This window comes from Lactiplantibacillus daowaiensis, assembly GCF_005405085.1.
Lineage (GTDB): Bacteria > Bacillota > Bacilli > Lactobacillales > Lactobacillaceae > Lactiplantibacillus > Lactiplantibacillus daowaiensis.
The window spans coordinates 40,693-56,613 of record NZ_BJDJ01000014.1 but is presented as its reverse complement, the minus strand read 5'-3'; the positions used below and the strand labels follow the sequence as shown (position 1 = coordinate 56,613).

Annotated in this window: 13 protein-coding genes; 10 read left to right on the top strand and 3 right to left on the bottom strand. The window is 42.1% G+C overall.

Annotation, left to right across the window (positions count from 1 at the left end; all coding sequences use genetic code 11):
* The first annotated feature begins 40 nt into the window (after positions 1-40).
* Both FFM75_RS09600 and adhE read left to right on the top strand, forming a co-directional pair.
* Positions 41-1,411, top strand: a complete 1,371-nt coding sequence (locus FFM75_RS09600) for an Nramp family divalent metal transporter (protein ID WP_137628958.1) — start codon at positions 41-43, stop codon at positions 1,409-1,411.
* Between the two features lie 285 nt (positions 1,412-1,696).
* On the top strand, positions 1,697-4,291 hold the full coding sequence (adhE, locus tag FFM75_RS09595) for a bifunctional acetaldehyde-CoA/alcohol dehydrogenase (protein WP_137628957.1): 2,595 nt from the start codon (positions 1,697-1,699) through the stop codon (positions 4,289-4,291).
* 408 nt (positions 4,292-4,699) lie between these two features.
* On the opposite strand, the gene FFM75_RS09590 is transcribed toward adhE, so the two are convergent.
* From FFM75_RS09590 to FFM75_RS09580, 3 genes are read right to left on the bottom strand one after another with little or no spacing between them, the layout of a single operon-like run.
* Positions 4,700-5,185 carry a PTS sugar transporter subunit IIA gene (locus tag FFM75_RS09590; protein ID WP_137628956.1) on the bottom strand — a complete coding sequence of 162 codons (486 nt, stop codon included), beginning with the start codon at positions 5,183-5,185 and terminating at the stop codon, positions 4,700-4,702.
* An 11-nt stretch (positions 5,186-5,196) separates the two neighbouring features.
* Positions 5,197-6,699 (bottom strand): PTS transporter subunit EIIC, encoded by a 1,503-nt coding sequence (locus FFM75_RS09585; RefSeq protein ID WP_137628955.1) that lies wholly within the window; start codon positions 6,697-6,699, stop codon positions 5,197-5,199.
* A 27-nt stretch (positions 6,700-6,726) separates the two neighbouring features.
* Positions 6,727-7,416, bottom strand: a complete 690-nt coding sequence (locus FFM75_RS09580; RefSeq protein ID WP_137628954.1) for an N-acetylmannosamine-6-phosphate 2-epimerase — start codon at positions 7,414-7,416, stop codon at positions 6,727-6,729.
* 166 nt (positions 7,417-7,582) lie between these two features.
* Here FFM75_RS09580 and FFM75_RS09575 point away from each other — a divergent pair, with 166 nt between their 5' ends.
* From FFM75_RS09575 to FFM75_RS09540, 8 genes are all read left to right on the top strand, one after another.
* Positions 7,583-8,398, top strand: a complete 816-nt coding sequence (locus FFM75_RS09575; protein ID WP_137628953.1) for a MurR/RpiR family transcriptional regulator — start codon at positions 7,583-7,585, stop codon at positions 8,396-8,398.
* A gap of 358 nt (positions 8,399-8,756) precedes the next feature.
* The gene (locus FFM75_RS09570) at positions 8,757-9,566 is read left to right on the top strand and encodes a class I fructose-bisphosphate aldolase (protein WP_137628952.1); all 810 of its coding nucleotides are present in this window, start codon (positions 8,757-8,759) and stop codon (positions 9,564-9,566) included.
* Positions 9,567-9,644: 78 nt separating this feature from the next.
* On the top strand, positions 9,645-10,193 hold the full coding sequence (locus tag FFM75_RS09565; protein WP_137628951.1) for a glycerol-3-phosphate responsive antiterminator: 549 nt from the start codon (positions 9,645-9,647) through the stop codon (positions 10,191-10,193).
* A gap of 22 nt (positions 10,194-10,215) precedes the next feature.
* Positions 10,216-11,760: an FGGY-family carbohydrate kinase gene (locus FFM75_RS09560; RefSeq protein WP_137628950.1), complete on the top strand. Its 1,545-nt coding sequence runs from the start codon at positions 10,216-10,218 to the stop codon at positions 11,758-11,760.
* A gap of 26 nt (positions 11,761-11,786) precedes the next feature.
* Positions 11,787-12,548, top strand: coding sequence for an SDR family NAD(P)-dependent oxidoreductase (locus FFM75_RS09555; RefSeq protein ID WP_137628949.1), 762 nt, complete (start codon positions 11,787-11,789; stop codon positions 12,546-12,548).
* Between the two features lie 30 nt (positions 12,549-12,578).
* Complete coding sequence (locus FFM75_RS09550; protein ID WP_137628948.1) at positions 12,579-13,580, top strand: 2-hydroxyacid dehydrogenase; 1,002 nt, start codon at positions 12,579-12,581, stop codon at positions 13,578-13,580.
* Positions 13,581-13,596: 16 nt separating this feature from the next.
* A complete protein-coding gene (locus FFM75_RS09545) occupies positions 13,597-14,868 on the top strand; it encodes a PTS galactitol transporter subunit IIC (protein ID WP_137628947.1) in 1,272 nt (423 codons plus the stop codon).
* Positions 14,869-14,985: 117 nt separating this feature from the next.
* Entirely contained in the window at positions 14,986-15,675 is a 690-nt protein-coding gene (locus tag FFM75_RS09540; RefSeq protein WP_137628946.1) for a hypothetical protein, read from the top strand.
* Positions 15,676-15,921 lie beyond the last annotated feature (246 nt).

Genomic DNA, 15,921 nt, shown 5'->3' with positions numbered 1-15,921 from the left:
CCCCTCAGGAGGAGTTTGTTTAGAAAGAGGGCGTACCGTTTTGAAAAATAAAACGGACGAAACGAAAAAAAGTAGTAAGTTTATTAAAGAAACTGGGACGCAACGCAAGAGTCTCGATGAAATCAATGGGACGATTGAAGTGCCTGAAGATAAAGGCTATTTTCGGACCTTGCTGGCGTATACGGGTCCCGGTGCGTTAATTGCGGTTGGGTATATGGATCCTGGGAATTGGATCACCTCGATTGGTGGTGGGGCGCAGTTCAAATACACCTTACTTAGCGTGGTTTTACTATCCAGTTTGATTGCGATGTTACTGCAGGCGATGTCGGCACGACTAGGCATTGTCACCGGCCGTGATTTGGCACAGTTGACACGAGAACGAACCTCGCGGTGGGCCGGAATTGGGCTATGGATCATCACAGAACTGGCGATCATGGCAACGGATATTGCTGAAATCATTGGTTCCGGGATCGCCTTAGAGTTACTATTCGGCTTTCCATTGATCGTTGGGATCACGATTACGGCCTTTGATGTGTTGATCTTGTTGTTCCTAATGAAACTCGGCTTTCATAAGATCGAAGCCATCGTGGCGACGCTAGTGGCCGTGATTTTATTGGTCTTTGCTTATGAGGTCTTCTTATCAAAACCCGATACTTTAGGTGTGCTAAGTGGCTATGTGCCACGCGCGGAAATCTTGACCAATCAACCGATGTTGTACTTGGCCTTAGGGATTGTCGGTGCAACCGTCATGCCGCATGACTTGTATTTGGGCTCGTCGATCTCTCAGACCCGTAAGTACGATATTCATGATGAAGCTTCCGTTAAAAAGACGATTCGCTTCACGATCGCGGATTCAAATATCCAATTAACGTTGGCGTTTATCGTGAATAGCTTATTGTTGATCTTAGGGGCCGCGTTATTTTATGGCACACATAGTGATCTCGGGCGGTTTGCGGATTTGTTTAATGCGTTGAATGATTCAAAAATCGTGGGCGCGATTGCGAGTCCGATGCTGAGTATGCTGTTTGCCATCGCATTACTGGCCTCTGGTCAAAGTTCAACGATCACCGGGACGCTAGCTGGGCAGATCATCATGGAAGGCTTTATTCATTTACGGATGCCGCTGTGGGCCCAACGCTTATTGACGCGATTGATGTCGATTACGCCAGTCTTGATTTTTGCGGTCTACTATCATGGCAATGAAGCCAAAATAGAAAGTCTACTAACGTTCTCACAAGTGTTCTTGTCGATTGCGTTGCCGTTTGCGATGGTGCCGTTGATTATCTTTACGAGTGATAAAAAGCTCATGGGCCCATTTGCCAATCGGCCTTGGGTCAAATATACGTCGTGGATCGTCGCGGTTATTTTGATTATTTTGAATTTGCAATTAATTTGGACGACTTTAGCTTAAGGTCAAAACTAAGTGATGGGTGTAGCAAATTGCTACACCTGTCTTTTTTTACGCTTCGGGACACTTTACGCCCCACCCGTGCCTGTAAGTGGCCATTCTTGTTAATCAATGAACTTTAAATAAAAATTTGTGGGACGGCCAAAAGCCCACCGGGTATGGCTTCCGTAACCCTTGATATGTAACGGTTTACATTTTATTTAAGAAAACGCTTGCATTATTAAAAGGAGTGGGTATAATAAAGTTTGTAAATTAGTTCACAAGGGAATTGAAACGGAGGAACGCATCATGATCAAGGAAAAAACGACTACTGTTGAAACTGAAGTTGACCAATTAGTGCAACGTTCAAAGAAGGCTTTGGCCGTCTTAAAAGATTATACCCAAGAACAAATTGATGAATTATGTGAAAAAGTTGCGGTCGCAGCTTTAGATAACCATATGAAATTAGCCAAAATGGCCGTCGAAGAAACTGGTCGCGGCGTCGTTGAAGATAAAGCGATTAAAAACATTTATGCCAGTGAATATATTTGGAACAGTATTCGCCATGACAAGACGGTCGGCATCTTAAAAGATGACGACGAAGAACAATTGATGGAAATTGCAGAACCAGTCGGGATCGTTGCTGGGGTAACACCGGTCACTAATCCAACCTCAACGGTAGTCTTTAAAGCCTTGATCTCCTTAAAGGGCCGGAACACAATCGTCTTTGGCTTCCATCCACAAGCCCAAAAGTCTAGTGCTGAAGCTGCGCGGATTATCCAAACAGCGATTGCCGCGGCGGGTGGTCCAGCCGATGCGGTGCTCTATATTGAACATCCAAGTATTGAAGCCACGAATGACTTGATGCACCATCCAGATGTCGCTACGATCTTGGCCACGGGTGGTCCTAGCATGGTCACAGCTGCGTATTCTTCTGGGAAACCAGCTTTAGGGGTCGGCCCTGGTAATGGCCCAACTTACGTTGAAAAAACGGCGGATATTAAACAAGCCGTTAATGACATTGTGTTGTCAAAGACCTTTGATAATGGGATGATTTGTGCGTCTGAAAACAGCGCGATCGTCGATACTGAAATCTATGCCGCAGTTAAAGCCGAATTCATTCGCTTAGGGTGCTACTTTGTTAAACCTAAAGATGTGCAAGCCTTAAGTGATGCCGTGATTGATCCTAACCGGCACACGGTTCGCGGGCCAGTTGCCGGGAAGACCGCTTATCAAATCGCCCAAATGGCTGGGTTGAAAGATGTACCGGTTGATTGTCGGGTCTTGATTGCTGAAATTAATGGTGTGGGCGTTAAATACCCATTATCTGGTGAAAAGTTATCACCAGTTTTGACGGTCTACAAAGCAACGTCGCATGAAGCGGCCTTCAAACGGGCCAACGAACTCCTCCATTATGGCGGTTTGGGGCATACGGCAGGCCTACACACGACCGATGATGACTTGATCAAGGCCTTTGGCTTAGCAATGCCAGCCTGCCGGATTTTGATCAATACCCCATCTTCCGTGGGTGGTTTAGGGAATATCTACAATAACATGACGCCATCCTTGACTCTGGGCACGGGTTCATATGGGGGCAACTCGATTTCTCATAACGTTACAGATATGGATCTGATTAATATTAAAACAGTGGCGAAACGGCGGAATAACATGCAATGGGTGAAGATGCCACCCAAAGTCTACTTCGAACGTAATGCGGTTCGGTATCTAGAACATATGGCAGGGATAAAAAAGGTCTTTATCGTTTGTGACCCCGGTATGGTGCAATTTGGCTATGCGGATCGTGTTACGGCAGTCTTGAACAAGCGGACAGAACCGGTTGATATTGATATCTTCTCAGAAGTTGAACCGAACCCATCAACGGACACGGTTTATAAAGGGGTTGCGCGAATGAACGCCTTTAAACCAGATACGATCATTGCTTTAGGTGGGGGCTCGGCAATGGATGCGGCCAAGGGGATGTGGTTGTTCTATGAACATCCAGAAGCGTCATTCTTGGGCGCTAAACAAAAGTTCTTGGATATTCGGAAACGGACTTATAAGGTCCCAGTTGCGAACAAAGTGACTTATATTGGGATTCCAACAACATCTGGGACAGGTTCTGAAGTGACGCCCTATGCGGTTATCACCGATTCTAAGACCCACGTCAAATACCCAATCACGGACTACGCAATGCAACCAGATATTGCCATCATTGATCCCCAATTCGTCGAAACCGTACCAGCACGGACGACGGCTTGGACCGGTTTGGATGTTATCACCCATGCTACGGAAGCCTATGTCTCAACGATGGCTTCGGACTACACGCGTGGTTGGTCAATTCAAGCGCTGCAACTAGCCTTCAAGTATTTGAAAGCCTCATTTGACGGTGATAAGTATGCCCGCGAGAAGATGCACAATGCGTCAACATTAGCTGGGATGGCATTTGCCAATGCCTTCTTAGGGATTAATCATTCGATCGCGCATAAATTGGGTGGGGAATTCAACTTACCACACGGGTTAGCGATTGCGATCACGTATCCACAAGTCGTCCGCTATAACGCTGAAATCCCAACGAAGTTAGCCATGTGGCCAAAGTACAACCACAATACAGCGTTAGAAGACTACGCCAATATTGCCCGGGCTTTAGGCTTACCAGGTAAGACGGATGAAGACTTAAAAGAAAGCTTGGTCAAGGCCTATATTGACTTGGCACATTCAATGGACGTGACGTTATCCTTGAAAGCCAACCGGGTTGAAAAGAAGCACTTCGATGCGACCGTTGATGAATTAGCGGAATTGGCTTATGAAGATCAATGTACAACGGCTAATCCGCGCGAACCATTAATCAGTGAATTAAAGGCCATCTTAGAACGTGAATGGGACGGTCAAGGGGTTGAAAAATAATCGCTAACAATTCTCCTTGTGAATTGAAATGAACGGCTAAATAAAGCCGCCAATCGACTTAGGGTGTGTGGGCACCTAAGTTGATTGGCGGCTTTTTGTTTGGTGATTAAAATAGTGATAACGGTCTTTTTTTAGGTTACGTTAAATCGACATAAGTCAATTTAATTGGTACCAATTTCTGTGCTTGATTGCTGGTAGCGCGCCCTAAATACAGGGGGTGTTGCCAGTGGACTTTTAAGTTGCTGCGTGATTTATTTAGGAGACGGGTACTAAGGTTTGTTTACACTCAAACTAAACGTCGCGAAAGCTTTAAAACAGTTTCGTAAGTTGCCACACGACGTCAATCTTATTTAATTGTGGACAATTAAAAAAACTGGCCGCCAATTGGCGGCCAGTTTCGTGGATCGTTTACTTTAAGGTTAGGGTGGTCACAACGTCACCGTGTTGGACAGATTGTGTCTTAATCGGGGTGAGTCCAGCAAGATTAGTGGCGGAATTGGTGATTAAAGTTAACACGACAGGCTCTTTATCCGCAGCTTTGATTTGAGCTAAATCAGCGTCAGCTAACAACGTTTCTGGGGTAACTTGGTCGGCTTCTTTTACATGCATGGTAAAGGGCTGACCGTCTAATTCCACCGTGTCTAAACCAATATGAATGAGTAATTCTAGCCCATCGGCAGTGGTTAGGCCAATCGCATGCTTGGTCTTAAACACATTGGTGATCGTCCCACTAGCCGGAGCGTAGATTTGGCCATTAGCTGGTTGTACCCCGAAGCCTTCACCCATTAACTTTTGGGCAAACACTTGATCATTAACTGTCGTTAAGTCAACAACTTGACCGTCGACTGGTGCTTGTAAAGTCGGTGCGGCTTGCTTCTTTAAAAATCCAAACATCGAATGACCTCCTAGTCAGTGCCTAAAATTTGATTGATTTCTTGACTGTATAAATCGGCTTTACCACCGAAGACGGCTTGAATGCCACCGCTCATTTCGAGAACGGCCGTTGCACCGAGGCCTTTGATACGGTCTTTATCAACGATTTGACTGTCTTTAACCGAAATCCGTAGTCGGGTGGCGCAGGCTTCAATAGATTCGATGTTAGTCGCACCACCTAAAGCGTCGATAATGGCATGGGATTGACTATTTAAATCACTACCAGCATCACTGTTATCAGCCACTGGTAAGTCAACGTCATCATCTAACATCCCTGGAATCGCAACTTTAAATTTCTTCAAGCAGAAGGTAAAGACTACGTAGTAGATCACGGCCCAGGCCAAACCATAAGGAATCACGTACATCCAGTGGGTCTTATCTTGACCTTGCAAGACCCCAAACAAGAGAAAGTCAATTAGACCACCGGAGAATGAATTCCCAATCCGAATATTTAAAATATCGGCTACAAAGAAGGAACAGCCATCGAGAAAGGCATGGATCACATATAACCAAGGCGCAACGAATAAGAAGGTATATTCAAGTGGTTCGGTAATCCCGGTTAAAAATGAGGTTAAGGCGCCACTAAAGTACAACCCACCGTTCTTTTGGCGATTCTTTTTAGGAATGGCCCGATACATCGCAAAAGCAGCGGCTGGTAAGCCAAACATCATCGTGGCAAAACGGCCAGCAAAGAAGCGGGTTCCGTAAGTGAATAACCCAGTATGATTGGGGTCAGCTAATTGAGCAAAGAAAATATTTTGAGCCCCTTGAATGGTATGCCCAGCAACCACTTCAGTCCCACCAAGTGACGTGTACCAAAACATCGGATAAATCGTGTGATGTAACCCAACGGCCCCTAATAAGCGGAGCAAGAAGCCATACAAGAAAGTCCCAAAGCTACCAAGCGTTGCAATTTCTTTACCGGCAATTACTAACCAACCTTGAATTGGTGGCCAGATCATATAGAAGATCGCGCCTAAAATAATGGCTGCAAATGAAGAGACGATCGGGATAAAGCGAGAGCCCCCAAAGAACCCTAAAAATTGTGGCAGTTCAATCTTGCGATAGCGATTGTGTAAGAATGCGACCACGCCCCCAACAACGATTGAGCCTAAAACCCCGGTGCCGATCGTGGCATCTTTAGCTGAAAATAATTGCAATAGCCCACTGATCGTTGCGGTATAAACTAAGTAAGCAACCGCACCAGATAACCCAGCGGTCCCTTTATCGCCTTTAGCTAGGCCAACGGCGATCCCAATGGTGAAAATCAAGGCGATGTTGGCAAAGACCGCATTCCCAGCGAAGTTCATAATCTTCAAAATGGTCTGCAACCAACCGATATCTAAAAATGGATAAGCGGATAAGGCACTTTTATTGGTTAAAGCGCCCCCTAAACCGAGTAATAGCCCTGCGGCCGGCAAAATCGCAATCGGCAGCATAAAGGCCCGGCCAAGCTTTGAAAATTGTTTAAACATAACTTACTTTCCTCCTAAAGAAGTTAATTATTTAAGTGCATCAATAAAACGTGTTGCTATTTCTAATGGACGGGTAATTGCCCCGCCGACGACCATGCCAGCGACACCTAAGTCTTGGACTTGGCGGGCTTGTTCGGGACTATGGATGCGCCCTTCGGCAATGACCGTAACGCCGTTGTCGACTAATCGCTTGATCAACTCGATATCAGGGCCATTATGTGGTTGACTTTCTGCCGTGTAACCGCTTAAAGTTGTGCCGACAAAGTCGATCCCATGATGCCAAGCGTTTAAGCCTTCATCAAAGTTAGACGTATCTGCCATAAATAATTGATCAGGATACTTGGCTTTGACTTGAGCGATGAATTCGTTGATTGTTAAGCCGTCATGGCGCTTACGCATGGTACAGTCAAAGGCAATGACATCAACACCGGTAGCGACTAATTGATCAATTTCGGTCATCGTAGCCGTAATGAATGGTTTTTCAGGCAAGTATTCTTTTTTGATGATCCCAATAATGGGTAAATCGACCGCGGCTTGAATTTCTTTAATATCGCGGACTGAGTTAGCACGAATGCCAACGGCGCCAGCTTGCGCTGCTGCTTTAGCCATTAACGGCATAATGCCGCCAGCTTCGGTGTATAAAGGTTCACCTGGTAAAGCTTGGCAAGAAATAATGAGGCCGTTTTTGATTTGATTTAAAAAAGTTGTTTGATTCATTATCCATAATCCTCCAAAAATATAAGTTTCGGATTTTAACTCCACGAGTAATATACCAGCTATTTTGGATAATGTAAAGGCTTTCTCCAGAAATAACGGAGAAATAATCCAAAACTATAATCAGCTAGATTAGCGTATAATAATGAGCAGAAGGATGGTGACGGGAATGCGCTATGATTACTTGATACAAGAACATTATCCGACCTTAACGCGTTCGGAAAAGAAGGTCGCAGATTACGTGCTCAAAGTTGGCAGCCAACTCATGTATGCAACGATGAGTGATATTAAAGCCGCCACCAAAGTTGGCGATGCGACGATTATTCGTTTCTGCCAAAAACTCGGTTATAATGGCTTTTCTGATTTTAAAATTGAAATTGCAAAAGAAGACTTTACCAAACAAGAACAAACTCGGCCGGCTGATTACTATGATGATATTAGCTTGCATTTGCAAGAAGCCTTAACGGCGACCGCGAAGTTGATTGATCCAGCTAAGTTAGATCAAGCGATTGACTTATTGAGTCAGGCGGGAAAAGTGTATCTGTTCGGTGTTGGTGGGAGTGCGCAATCCGGTGAGTCGTTTGCGTCGATTTTGTTACGCGTTGGGGTGCAATCAACGCCAGTTGGCGATCCGCATATTCAAGCGCAGATTGCGTCGTTGCTAGGGCCAAATGACTTGGTTGTTGGGTTATCATTAACTGGACGGACAAAGGATACTTATGATTCGTTGAAGATTGCGAAGGACAATGGGGCCAAAATCTTAGCGATTACGAATAACTTAAATAGTCCAGTGGCTAAGCTTGGCGATGTGGTCTTGCAAACTGCAATTGAAGAGTTTTTGAATGGTGGTTCAGTGGCAGGACGGATTTCACAATTGTATATCGGTGATGTTTTAACGCAAGGTTATGAACAACGTAATCAAGTCGATGCGGTGGCTTTGCGGGAGCGGGTCTTGCGGTCGATTATTGATAAGAGTATTGATTAATATTTAACTTGGTTATCAATGAATTTTAAGCTCGATAGGTTTGAAGCAAGGCAAAACTAGTATGTAAGTTGTGACAAAAATGAACAAAATCAAAAAGTTTAGTTTTCTAAACTTCTTGATTTTGTTGTTCGTAGATGCTGATATGACAGCGGATTGGCTGTGAATCCAACTGAAATTAAGCTTAAAACCAAATGTTGACAACGCTTACATTATGTTGTACATTGGCATTGTTAAAAAGTAAATAAAGCAACAAAGCAAGAAATAAAGAATGCTTTGGAAATTGATGTTTAGCAGAACGCTGCATTAATTTCTAAGGCATTCTTTATTTTTTTGTACAAAATTTTAGGAGGATTTTGATATGGATAAGCAAAAACGGATGGCGAAGTTATTTGGTAAAGACGGTAAGACAATTATTGTGGCGTTAGATGGGTTTGGTTTTTCGAAGAATACTGATGGTGTTGACTTCAGTGTGAAGAATGTCAAGAACTTACTCAAATATGGTTTGAATGCAGCTTTAGTCACGTATGGACAAGCTCAAATGTTTGAAGAAGATTTAATCGATGTCCCCACAGTTCTGCGGGTGGATGGTTCGGTCAATGTGTTTGATGGCAATGTGCCTGAAACCGCTCAGTTCTTTGATGTGACAGATGCATTGAAATTAGGTGCTGATGGTGTTGTTTGCATGACTTTCCCTGGTGCTAAAGGCCGGGAAGAATTCTCACACAAAATGTTAACGCACTTAGCACAACAGGGTGAAACTTGGAATGTTCCAGTTTTAGCTGAAACGTTGCCATACAGTTATCCAGTTTTAAGCGAAGAATCTGGGAATCCAATGAATGTTCGAACCGCGGCTCGTTTAGGTGCGGAATATGGTGCCGATGTAATTAAAACACGGATGACAGGCGATGTTGAAACGGATAAGAAGATTGTTGAAAACACTCATCGTCCAGTTGTTGCTTTAGGTGGTCCTAAGACTAGTAATGAGGAATATTTCAAGTTTGTCCGTAACTTAATGGACGCTGGTGTTAAAGGGATTGCCTGTGGTCGAAATATTACACAAGATCCTAACCCAGTTGGTAAAGTCGCCGCATTATCAGCCATTATCCATGATGATAAAAGCGTTGATGAAGCCCTTAAGATTTACAACAATGTTAAGTCTGAACACTAGTAACGTCTAAGTTGCGTACACTGGAATAGCTGAGAAGTCCTTAGACTTTCAGACAAAAATATTGTTGAGGTAATTGATATGCAATTAGATTCAGTTGTAATTCCGTCGGTTAGAAACATTAAGTATTTGAGTAGAGCTTGTCGGACCAAGTCGCCGTTAGTTTTTCTAAGTGAAACCAATATTGGTAATTTAATGTCACAAGTCGAATTCGTGCATAAAAGAGGAAAACTTGTTTTTGCCGACTTAGAGTTAATTGGTGGTTTTAAACCAGATGTTACTGGCATGCAGTTGTTGAAACGGATGTATCACTTGGATGGTATTTTTACGACTAATGTTACTGCAGCTCGAATTGCCAATGAATTAAATCTGACAGTTGTTTACCGACTATTTATGATTGATTCTCGTTCGTTAAAACGTACAGCCAATATTTTGAGGAATAATCACTTCGATGCTATTGAATTTTTGCCCGCTGAGTGTGGCATACATGAGATTGATCGGTTAAGCAAGATGACTGATAGGCATAATTATATTGCAGGTGGGTTTATCAGAGATAGCGCGATGATTCAAGATATCTTTGATGTAGGAATCTCAGGTGTTACAACGAGCGAGGTGGACTTATGGCAGTAAGTTTGGAAAGGAAGGCTTGCTCATGGCAAAGTATCTAATGGGAATTGATAATGGTGGGACTTCGAGTAAAGCGGCCATTTACGATATTAATGGGAATGAAGTTGCAAAACATACAACTTATACACAAATGTTAACACCGCATCAGTATTGGACTGAGCGGGATATGAACGAACTAAAGCAAGTTAACTATGAGGCGATTCGTGGGGCGCTAAAAAAAGCGGCTATCGATCCCCGTGACATTGTTGGTATTTCGTGTACCGGCCATGGTAATGGCCTGTATCTAATGGGTCACAATGGCAGTGTAGTACGTAATGGAATTATTTCAACCGATAATCGTGCCCATAAAATCGTTGATAAATGGTTAGCAGATCCTGCGTATGAAACGATTGTGCGTCCACGAACCTTTCAAACGGTTTGGTCATCACAACCGGTATCATTGTTGAAGTGGCTAGATGAAAATGAGCCAGATGTTTATGATCAAACTGAGTATGTTTTTATGATTACTGATTTAGTTCGCTACTGGTTGACTGGTCAGGCTGGATTTGAACTATCAAACGCGTCTGGAACGTCAATGATTAATCAACATACTGAAGATTATGATGAACAAGTATTTGATTTCTTTGGTATTGACCACTGGTTGAAGAAGATGCCTAAGTTGGTTAAGTCCGATAAGGAATGTGGTCAAATTACGGATGAAGTGGCCAAAGAAACGGGATTAGCAGCAGGAACGCCAGTTGCGGGCGGATTATTTGATATTACAGCTAGTGCCTTGTCGACTGGTCTGGTAGCAGGAAATAATTTATCAATTGTTACTGGGACTTGGAGTATTAATCAGTATATCAGTAAAGAAATCAAAGTCATTAAAGACTTGTTTATGACTTCGGATTATCCAATTGATGGTTATCACCTTATTACAGAAGCTAGTCCAACCTCTGGGAGTAATTTAACGTGGTTTATTAACACGTTTATGAAACCAGTTAAAGCACGACTAAAAAAAGAGGGTAACCAAGTCTCCATTTATGATTATTGTTCCGGCTTAGTAAATGAGGTTGAACCGGCTGATAGTAAATTAATCTTTTTCCCATTCATTTTTGGCTCAAATGCTGGTGTCGCAAATGCGACTGCTGGATTTGTTGGTGCAACCAAAGGGACAAGTTTGGCTGAATTTGTTCGAGCTGTTTATGAAGGTGTTGTCTTCGCACATATGGCACATTGTGAAAAGCTGGATAACATTAATCCAAATATTGATGGTCCTATCCGAATCGCTGGCGGAATTACTAATAGTGAGATTTGGTTGCAGATCTTTGCAGATGTTTTCCAACGACCACTGGAGTTAGTTGATGTATCTGAAAATGGTGCCTTAGGGACTTCGATGGCTGCTGCGGTAATGTCAGGTGTTTACCCGGATTTTGCAACGGCTGCTGATAAGATGGTCAAGATTTCACGAACGGTACAACCTAATCCTGATAATGCCAAGATTTATCAACAAAAATATGCTTTATATAAAAAAGAATTACAACACATGCAAGGTGCTTGGGAAACTTTAGAAGATACTGAATTAGTTTAAATCAGAACATAGATGGAGGAATTGTTATGGAATTAGGGTTAAAAGGTAAAAATGCCATTGTTACAGGCGGTGCGACTGGTTTAGGTAAACAATTCGTATTGGCGTTAGCTAAGGAAGGTGTGCATGTTGCATTTACTTACTATAGCGAAAGTGAACATCCAGAAGAAACCGAAAAACTAGTCGCAGCTGAAACTAATGTAAAGGCCTACGGTATTCAAGCCGACTTATCACAGGAAACTGGTTGCAGGGATTTCTTTAAGCAAGCCAAAGAAAAATTAGCACAAATTGATATTTTAGTGAATAATGCAGGGGTTTGGCTGACTGGTCATGTAGATGAAATTAAAGTTAAAGATTGGGATCGACAATTAGAAACTAACTTGCGGGCACCGTTTATTTTATGTCAAGAATTTGTCCGCGATGCTAATACGATGAAACATGGTGGCCATATTATTAATGTTACGAGTCAAGCAGCTTATTATGGGTCAACTACTGGGCATTCACACTATGCTGCTTCAAAAGCAGGATTGATTGCATTTGCAGCTTCGCTAGCCCGTGAACAAGCTCAAAATGGTATTAATGTGATTAATTTGTGCATTGGAATCATGCATACTCGGATGATCCAGGCTAATTTGGATAAGGATCCTAACTATTATGTCAATCGGATTCCAATGGGGCGTGTTGTTGAACCTGAAGAAGTCGCTAAGATGGGAACATTATTCGCGTCTGATGTGTATTCGTACATGACCGGTGCAACAGTTGATGTTACCGGTGGGATGTTAATGCACTAACTTTAAATTTTAGAAAAGGAAGCGTTCATCATGAAAGTTTTAGCATTTGGGGATAATTTGATTACACCAGCGATGTTGGAAAATGGATTAACCGGCCTGAAAAAGCATGGTTTTGACGTTACAGTACGTGATTGGAGCCATGAATCAGTTGAGTCACTTCAAAATGATAATATTTTAGTCGAACAACAAGGGGCTAATGCCGTTGAGGTCACTGATTCAGCGCTACTTGAAGATATTGATAAATTTGATGTTATTATTACCCAATTTACACCAATTGGAAGAAAGCTAATCGATCAAGCTAAGAATCTTAAATATATCGGTGTCTTACGTGGTGGTATTGAAAATGTTGATCGTGAATATGCTGAAAGCAAAGGCATTAAAGTGATGAATACTGCCGGGCGAAATGCACGTGCGGTTGCAGAATTTACGGTTGGGCTGATTCTTTCTGAAACACGGAACATTGCGCGAACTTCGGCAGCAATGCACAAAGATATTTGGTTGAAAGATTTTCCTAACAAAGATAATATTCCTGAAGTTGGTGGCAAAACCATTGGGATAATTGGTTTTGGTCATATTGGCCAGTTAGTAGGTCAATTTATGAAAGGGATGGATGCGAACGTTATTTTCTATGACCCATATGTCGATTCAGTAGAAGGATTTGAAAAAATTGATCAGTTGGAAAAATTAGTACAACGAGCTGATGTAATCACAATCCATATGCGAGCAACCGAAGAGACACACCATATCATTGATACGCATATGTTTGAATTGATGGGTTCAGACACTTATTTCATTAACTCTGCACGTTCAGCATTAGTTGATGAAGCCGCCTTAATTGCAGCGTTGCAACAACATCAAATTGCTGGCGCTGCAGTTGATACTTTTGATGATGAACCATTACCAAAAGATAGTCCATTTTTGGCATTGGACAATGTGACATTGACATCGCATTTAGCCGGTTCTACAGCAGATGCGTTCAAAAACACACCTAAATTATTTGCAAGTCGTTTCTTACAAAGCCTTGAAGGATAGAAAGATGTGAGTATAGATGGCAGTAATTAATAGTATTATTTCTTTAGGTGCCAGTGTAATGATGCCGATCATCTTCTTCGTAGTTGGCTTGATCTTTAAGATGAAGCCGGCCAAAGCATTTAAAGCTGGGATGCTGGTCGGGGTAGGGTTTACCGGTGTTTCAATGGTAATTAACTTATTATTGAATGCTTTAGGACCGGCATCAAAAGCAATGGTAGCGCGACTGGGCTTACATTTAACCGTAACTGATGTTGGTTGGGCAACAGCTTCTACAATCGGCTGGGGATCACCAATTATGCCGATTACAGTTGTCGGGTTTCTAATAATTAATGCGATTCTTTTAGTATTAAATATAACTAAAACTGTTGATATTGATATTTTTAATTTTTGGATTTTCTTATTACTTGGCGCTAGTATTTATGCAGGAACAAAGAATTTCTGGATTGCAATTATCGCAACTTGGATAATTTATGCGTTGACATTGATTGTGGCAGACTTAACACAACCAATTATCCAGAAACAATTTCCAAACAAGGATTTGAAAGGGATTTCATTTCCGCATTTAACTTGTGTTGCTTGGATTCCATTTGGAATTTTTACGGATTGGATTATTGAAAAGATTCCAGGATTAAATAAAATAAATTTACAACCAGAAGCCGTTAATAAACGTTTGGGTACCTTGGGAGAACCTATTTCGTTTGGTGCGATTATTGGGGTTGTCCTTGGAATTTTAGCTGGGTATGATCCAAGTAAAGTTGTGACCTTAGCCATTAATATTGCGGCGGCGATGTATTTACTGCCAATTATGGTCGACGTGTTGGTTTCCGGATTGGTGATGGTTCGTGATCGAGTCGATGCACAATTAAAGGAATGGTTCCCAAAGCGCAAATTCTTTATTGGTATGGATACTGCTTTATTGATTGATGATCCATCGGTTTTGGCAACTGGGCTCTTATTATTACCATTTGCAATTATCCTAGCCTTTGTCTTACCAGGAAATAAAGTTTTGCCGTTTGCCGATTTAGCATCGCTAATGTTCCTATTTGCTTTAGTTGCGCCATTCTGCAAGCGTAATATGTTTAGAATGTTAATTGCTGGGATTTTAATTGTAACGGTAGTCTTTTATGCCGGGACAGCGATTGCGCCTGAATATACGCAAGCAGCCGTGATGAGTCACATTAGTTCAGTTAAAGGCTTTACCGCTATTACAAACATTGTGGGATCAGCAACCACTTGGGTTGGCTGGATATTTATTAAGTTGGCTGAGATGTTCCAAGCCATCATTTAAGCCTGTAATCTAGTAAGTGTACGGATATTAGTTGAGTCATATCCGTACACTTTTTTTGTTTTTAAATAAAATGCTAAAATGATGTTATATCATTTTTTATAGAAAGTGGGGTTAATCATGTCTAAACCAATTATGCCCAAACCAAAAGGAACCGTTCAGGTTGATTTAGCCACATTTCAGCAATGGCAGCATTTTACACGCCTATTGACTGAGGCTCAAAGTAAGATAGTTGATCAACAGGTTGCATTTGATGTAACCAAGTTAACAACGGCATTAACCTATGGATTACAGTTATCAGATTCGAGCTTAACGGCCAAAGTTGTGGGGTGTGATGGCCAAGCTGAACCGCAGTCAGTTGTTTCGGGGAATCATTATACATTATGGCCACGAATTGATGGTGGTGTAGACTTAGTTGAAGAACGAGGAAGTATAGAACTGAAAAAGGGCACACTGACGGAAAAGGATATCCGACAAAGTGGTCTAGTTGGTGGTGATGTCGTCACAGCAGTCATCGATGATGCCAAACACGTTAGTGCAGTCAAAAAAGTCAATCAGGTTCCGATTGAAACTGACTTAGTGACGCTAAGTCGAGCAACTGTCGAAAATGGCGACATACTGGGTTTAGCAGGGAGACTTGTTGTAACCCACAATAGTTCAACTACGATTACGGATCCGAGTGGGATGCCATATCCATATGTCATTCCACAACCGATAGTTGATCAATTTCATGTACGCGTTGATGATAGCGTTGACTTACGTTGGTATCGAGATGAATTATTAACGATTAGGCTAATTTGGAAATACTAATTGTGAGAGTCATGGCAGTGAAACTTGATGTTTAAGTTTACCAATTATTCAAAATGTGTACGTAAAACAGAAAAACGCAAATAATTGTCGGGATTATTAGTGCCATTATTTATGATGGTGTTTATGTATAATTTTTTTAATAAGCAAAGCGGCTCAATTCTCTTTTTTGAATTGAGCCGCTTTTATTTTGTGAGACAGATTATTTCTTAAAAAAGAAGCGGCAGACTTTCTTTTGAAGGAAAGATA

Bases quoted from the DNA above. Each gene is read 5' to 3' on its own strand.
- adhE (WP_137628957.1), top strand. From the start codon at position 1,697: ATGATCAAGGAAAAAACGACTACTGTTGAAACTGAAGTTGACCAATTA.
- FFM75_RS09590 (WP_137628956.1), bottom strand. From the start codon at position 5,185: ATGTTTGGATTTTTAAAGAAGCAAGCCGCACCGACTTTACAAGCACCA.
- FFM75_RS09585 (WP_137628955.1), bottom strand. From the start codon at position 6,699: ATGTTTAAACAATTTTCAAAGCTTGGCCGGGCCTTTATGCTGCCGATT.
- FFM75_RS09580 (WP_137628954.1), bottom strand. From the start codon at position 7,416: ATGAATCAAACAACTTTTTTAAATCAAATCAAAAACGGCCTCATTATT.
- FFM75_RS09575 (WP_137628953.1), top strand. From the start codon at position 7,583: ATGCGCTATGATTACTTGATACAAGAACATTATCCGACCTTAACGCGT.
- FFM75_RS09570 (WP_137628952.1), top strand. From the start codon at position 8,757: ATGGATAAGCAAAAACGGATGGCGAAGTTATTTGGTAAAGACGGTAAG.
- FFM75_RS09565 (WP_137628951.1), top strand. From the start codon at position 9,645: ATGCAATTAGATTCAGTTGTAATTCCGTCGGTTAGAAACATTAAGTAT.
- FFM75_RS09560 (WP_137628950.1), top strand. From the start codon at position 10,216: ATGGCAAAGTATCTAATGGGAATTGATAATGGTGGGACTTCGAGTAAA.
- FFM75_RS09555 (WP_137628949.1), top strand. From the start codon at position 11,787: ATGGAATTAGGGTTAAAAGGTAAAAATGCCATTGTTACAGGCGGTGCG.
- FFM75_RS09550 (WP_137628948.1), top strand. From the start codon at position 12,579: ATGAAAGTTTTAGCATTTGGGGATAATTTGATTACACCAGCGATGTTG.
- FFM75_RS09545 (WP_137628947.1), top strand. From the start codon at position 13,597: ATGGCAGTAATTAATAGTATTATTTCTTTAGGTGCCAGTGTAATGATG.
- FFM75_RS09540 (WP_137628946.1), top strand. From the start codon at position 14,986: ATGTCTAAACCAATTATGCCCAAACCAAAAGGAACCGTTCAGGTTGAT.